The following is a 5,606-nucleotide window of genomic DNA, read 5'->3' as shown; positions in this document are numbered from 1 at the left end:
TAGAGGGCAGCCTTGTAAGAGTTCCTTTTTTGTAGGATCTGGTCATACTCGTCATAGGCTCCCGAGTAATCTTTGGCATCCATCTTTTGTTTGGCGACATTCATCATCTCTTCTAATGAATTACCTTGTGCATGGATCAATCCACCTAATGCACACCCTACAAGTATGAAAAGAAATTTTTTATTAATACACTGCAAAAACATGAAAAATTCAAATTTTATCTGTATTTACAGAACCACAACCACTTACAAAAAACAATTTTGCTTCTTTAAATACGAATAATTTTGTACAAGGTTAAACAAATTTTCAGCTAATTCTATAAAAAAATTGTTGTTTATGAACCTGCATGATTAGCCATCAGGCTTCAACCATTTTCTGACCACAAAAGGGATAGTGGCTTCTTATGTCTCGTCAGTTATTCTATACAATAACTGATTGCAATTTGGGTTAAATATATAAAAAACAACAATAAAACCAATATATTTTAGGTAACATTCAAAAATAGAATTATTTCTCAGGCGTAGAATTTCCAAAAGGAGTACGGTTAATTATAGAACGACCTAAAGTAACCTCATCGGCATACTCCAATTCATCGCCGACAGCTATTCCCCTGGCAATGGAGGTAATCAACAGGTCATATTTACTCAGCTTTTTATATAAATAATAATTGGTGGTATCCCCTTCAAGGGTGGTACTAAGAGCCAAAACAATTTCCTTTATTCCCCCCCCGCTGATTCTTTGATCCAGGGTATCAATTTTCAAATCAGCAGGTCCAATTCCATCCATCGGGGAAATGATCCCCCCCAAAACATGATACAGACCATTAAACTGATGGGTCTTTTCTATGGCCATCACATCCCTGATGTCTTCAACTACACAGACAACAGCATTATCCCTGTGCGGATCGGCACAAATATTACAAATTTCCTCATCAGAAATATTATTACAGATTTTGCAATATTTGATTTGATTGCGCAATTGTATCATGGAATTTCCAAAAGCCATCACCTGTTCCTTATCCTGTTTCAACAGGTGAAGAACCAGGCGTAATGCAGTTTTGTTTCCAATGCCGGGTAATTTTGAAAATTCATTGACTGCTTCTTCCAACAAACGGGAAGGATATTGTTGTAATTCCATGAACGATAAATCTTATTTTTCACGCAAATATAATAAACTTAAAAATGCCACAGCGAAATTCCAGGACCTGATGAAAGAAACAAACATTCATTTTTTATTCCTGAGAGTTTTTATTAACCTTGCAGTACAAATCTCACATCTTATTATAATGAATCCTCAAAGCATTTTCTTTATTTTTCTATGTTATACTGCCTTACTGTTTTTCATCACCTGGCTTACCGCCAGAAAATCAAATACCGATTCATTTTACAGGGGGAATAAGGCATCTCCCTGGTATGTGGTAGCATACGGGATGATCGGGGCATCCCTTTCGGGAGTTACCTTTATGTCGGTTCCGGGTTGGGTCAAGGATACCCAGTTCTCTTATATGATGGTTGTATTTGGGTACCTGGCCGGTTATTTCGTCATTGCAAAAATATTGTTACCCCTATATTACCGGCTCAACCTCACTTCAATTTATACATACCTGGACAGGCGTTTTGGATTTTGTTCCTACAAGACCGGATCGGGCTTCTTCATTATATCCCGCCTGATTGGCGCCTCATTCAGAATGTTCCTGGTCATAAATGTCTTACAGATTTTTGTTTTCGACAGCTGGCATGTTCCCTTTTACCTTACAGCCTTAATTTTTATCATTCTGATCATCCTTTACACCTTTCAGGGAGGGATAAAAACAATTATCTGGACCGACACCCTGCAGACCACCTTTATGCTTCTGGCAGTAATATGCTCCGTAGTACTGATTACAAGAGGTTTACATTTATCTTTTTCGGCATTAATATCCAAGGTCCTGCATAGCAGTTATTCCAGAATCATGGTGTGCAACTGGCAGGATAAACGTTTTTACCTGAAGCAATTTTTCAGTGGGGCTTTCATCACCATTGCCATGACCGGACTTGACCAGGAAATGATGCAAAAGAACCTCAGTTGCCGCAACCTTAAGGAAGCACAAAGGAACATGTTTACCTTTAGTGGGATCCTGATTTTTGTAAACCTGCTCTTTCTTTTACTGGGAGCTGTCCTTGTGTTCTTCATGCAAAGTAAAGGGATTGCAGTACCTGCCTTGTCCGATGATATTTTCCCCACTATAGCCCTGAAATACCTAGGGCCTGTTGCAGGAGTGGTTTTCCTGGTAGGTTTGGTCTCTGCAGTATTTCCCAGTGCTGACGGGGCACTCACTGCCTTAACCATTTCATTCACCATCGATATTTTTGATATCAAAAACAGAGGATATTCGGATAAAAAGGCAAAAAAAGTACGTTACCTGATTCACATTATTTTTGCCGCCATTCTGATGGGTATCATTATCTTTTTTAAGACGATCAATGACCAGGCGGTCATCGATAAACTTTTTACCATTGCCGGATATACCTACGGCCCATTGCTCGGACTATACAGCTTCGGATTATTTACCCATTTCAGGGTAAAAGACAAATATGTACCCTTTATTGCTGTTCTTTCCCCGATTATTTGCTACATCATCAGTGACAACTCAGTAAAATGGTTTAACGGATATAAATTTGGATTTGAGCTGCTCATCCTCAACGGGCTACTTACATTTCTAGGACTATACCTGATCAGAAAAAGATAAGATCAATCAGAAAATTAAAAAACCGGTTTGTATGAGGCAAACCGGTTTTTTATTAATTATTTCCAACAGCATAAATCTCTTGGATTAAATTTTTATACTTACTAAAAAGAATTTTTCTTTTCAATTTAAGTGTAGGGGAAAGTTCACCAGTCTGGGAAGTCCATTCATCCTCCACCAAACGGAAACGTTTTACCTGTTCTGTCTTCCCCAGGGATTTATTTATATAAGTAATTTCACGTTGATACCGGTTAATGACCTCAGGATCGTGAATGAGCTCAGATTCATCCTGGTATTTGATTTTATGTTTCTCGCACCAGCTTTGCAAATATCCAAAATCGGGAGAAACAAGTGCACTGGCAAATTTTTCATTTTCCCCGATAATCATCACCTGTTCAATAAAGAAAGATTCTTTGAGCTTATTTTCAATAGATTGGGGGGCAATATATTTTCCACTTGACAGTTTGAAAATTTCTTTCTTCCTGTCTGTGATTTTCAAATACTTTTCATCAACCATCACGCCGATATCACCGGTATGAAACCAGCCGTCCTCATCAATAGCTTCTTCAGTAAGTTCGGGTTGTTTGTAGTATCCCAGCATCACCCCTGGTCCTTTGCAAAGTATTTCTCCATCATCGGCAAATTTCACTTCTACTCCTTTCAGAATAATACCTACGGTACTGATCCTGATTTCATAAGTAGTCAGATTGTTAACAGCAATAACAGGAGAAGTCTCCGTCAGTCCATATCCTTCAAGTACGGGCATTCCAGCAGCACCGAAAATATGAGTCAGCCTGGGCTGCAATTGGGCTCCCCCGCAAACAATAACTTTCACATTTCCGCCTAATGCTGCCCTCCATTTCGAATAAATCAGCCAATTGGCCAAAAACAGGCGAACCTTATACAAATAATGTCCATGCTGATTGTATTCAAAATGTTTGCCCAGGTCTATAGCCAGAAAAAATATCTTTTTCTTAAGCCAGGGTAGGTTTTTACCCGTTTCGATGATTTTGGCATAAACTCTTTCCAACAACCGGGGAACCGTATTAAACATATCCGGCTTTACTTCCTTCATATTATCGACGATAGTTCCCATGTTCTCGGCATAATAAATACTCATGCCTTTATATTGAAAATGGTAGTTCATCATGCGTTCATAAACATGGCTTAGCGGAAGAAAACTCAATGCCTTATGAGTAGAATTAAGTTGATGATGAGCCGCTGTTGCTATAAAATTACTGACCAGATTGCGGTGTGTCAGCATAACTCCTTTAGGACAGCCAGTAGTGCCGGAAGTATAAATCATGGTCGCCACATCTTTAGGCACAATACTTGCCATGACGGTCTTAAGATCCCTTTTAAACTCTCCCTGTTTGGTTTTGCCCAGATTTAAAATCTCTTTCCAGTTTTTGGCCCCTTCAACTTCATTGAATGTATAGATATCCTCAATAAGATCAGATTGCTCGACAATATCCTTTAGCTTATTATAAAGTATCTTGTCGGAAACAACTATGAACTTTGGTTTTGCATGATTGAGGATGTACTTATATTCATCAACACTGATTGTGGGATATATAGGCAGGTGCCATATACCGGTCATACTCAAGCCCATGTCCATAAAATTCCATTCGGGCCGGTTATTCGAGATTGTGGCTACTTTATCGCCTTTTTTCAACCCAAGTGCAAGTAATCCATAAGCACACCACGTCGAATACTGTATATATTGGCTTGTTGAATACTTTATCCACTCTCCATTCTGTTTCCCAGCTAGGGCGTCGTCTTTGTCCGGGTAATTAAGCCGATAATTCTCAAGCAGGTCAAAGGTTCTTCTTAACTCCATCTTAATATCTGGACAAAATTATTGTAAAACATCTAAAATCAATTGATGGGCTTTTTCAATTGCATTGGGCAGTCCATCAGCATTTTTACCCCCTGCCGTGGCATAAAAAGGTTGACCTCCTCCTCCGCCCTGGATTTCTTTTGCAATCTCTTTAACAATTTTACCGGCATGAAGTGATTTTTCGGTCACCAGATTTTCTGAAATCATCACTGTTAAAGTGGCTTTTTCGTTGATCTTTGCACCCAATACCAGGAACAATCTTTCTGTCTGATTTTTAATCTGATATGCCAGATCTTTTATTACTTCTGTCGAATCTACATCAATGTTTTGCAAAATAAGAGTAACTCCCTTATACGATTCAGCATTTTTAAGCAACTGGTCTTTAAGCTGAGCTGCCTTTTCTTTCATAAAACCTTCTACCTGTTTCTGAAGCCCGCTGTTCAGGTTCAACATGTTTTCAATGCTTTTTTTCAGGTCAGGAGGATTTTTCAATATTTCATGTAGCTCTTTGATCATCAAAAACTGCTGATCAACATATTCTTCAGCCTTTATTCCGGTCACTGCCTCAATTCTTCTAATTCCTGCAGCAATAGCACTTTCCGAAATAATTTTAAAATATCCGATTTGTCCGGTTGCCTTAACGTGGGTTCCTCCGCACAATTCAATAGATTCCCCAAAACGCACCACCCTGACTTTATCTCCGTACTTCTCACCGAATAAAGCAATGGCGCCTAATTTTTTTGCATCTTCAATAGGCATTGATCTATGCTCCTGAAGCGGGATATTTTGCCGAATTTGATCATTGACAATTTTCTCTACCTGGTTGATTTCCTCATCGTTCATTTTCTGGAAATGGGAAAAATCAAACCTCAGATAATCCGGACAAACCAATGATCCTTTCTGTTCGACATGAGTTCCCAACACCTTACGCAATGCATAATCCAAAAGATGGGTTGCCGAATGATTATTGGCTGTCTGTGTTCTTGCTTTCCTGTCCACACATGCCTTGAATTCCAATGCAGGATTGGCAGGCAATTTTTC

Annotated in this window: 5 protein-coding genes; 1 reads left to right on the top strand and 4 read right to left on the bottom strand. The window is 39.0% G+C overall.

Annotated features, from left to right (window positions below; genetic code table 11):
* On the bottom strand, positions 1-203 hold a 203-nt coding region (locus Q8907_11985; GenBank protein MDP4274989.1), incomplete at its 3' end, for a hypothetical protein.
* 304 nt (positions 204-507) lie between these two features.
* Positions 508-1,137: a recombination mediator RecR gene (gene recR, locus Q8907_11980; GenBank protein ID MDP4274988.1), complete on the bottom strand. Its 630-nt coding sequence runs from the start codon at positions 1,135-1,137 to the stop codon at positions 508-510.
* A 148-nt stretch (positions 1,138-1,285) separates the two neighbouring features.
* Here recR and Q8907_11975 point away from each other — a divergent pair, with 148 nt between their 5' ends.
* Entirely contained in the window at positions 1,286-2,728 is a 1,443-nt protein-coding gene (locus Q8907_11975; protein MDP4274987.1) for a sodium:solute symporter, read from the top strand.
* A gap of 52 nt (positions 2,729-2,780) precedes the next feature.
* Here the strand turns inward: Q8907_11975 and Q8907_11970 are convergent, their stop codons facing one another.
* The gene (locus tag Q8907_11970; GenBank protein ID MDP4274986.1) at positions 2,781-4,565 is read right to left on the bottom strand and encodes a long-chain fatty acid--CoA ligase; all 1,785 of its coding nucleotides are present in this window, start codon (positions 4,563-4,565) and stop codon (positions 2,781-2,783) included.
* 18 nt (positions 4,566-4,583) lie between these two features.
* A partial coding sequence (locus Q8907_11965) for a DHHA1 domain-containing protein (protein ID MDP4274985.1) occupies positions 4,584-5,606 on the bottom strand: 1,023 nt, incomplete at its 5' end.

The sequence above is a fragment of the Bacteroidota bacterium genome (assembly GCA_030706565.1).
Lineage (GTDB): Bacteria > Bacteroidota > Bacteroidia > Bacteroidales > JAUZOH01 > JAUZOH01.
The sequence above is the reverse complement of the archived record's forward strand: the minus strand, read 5'-3'. Positions and strand labels throughout refer to the sequence as shown.

What these genes read in the sequence shown, in the direction of transcription:
- recR (MDP4274988.1), bottom strand. Translation starts at nt 1,137, where the DNA reads ATGGAATTACAACAATATCCTTCCCGTTTGTTGGAAGAAGCAGTCAAT.
- Q8907_11975 (MDP4274987.1), top strand. Translation starts at nt 1,286, where the DNA reads ATGAATCCTCAAAGCATTTTCTTTATTTTTCTATGTTATACTGCCTTA.
- Q8907_11970 (MDP4274986.1), bottom strand. Translation starts at nt 4,565, where the DNA reads ATGGAGTTAAGAAGAACCTTTGACCTGCTTGAGAATTATCGGCTTAAT.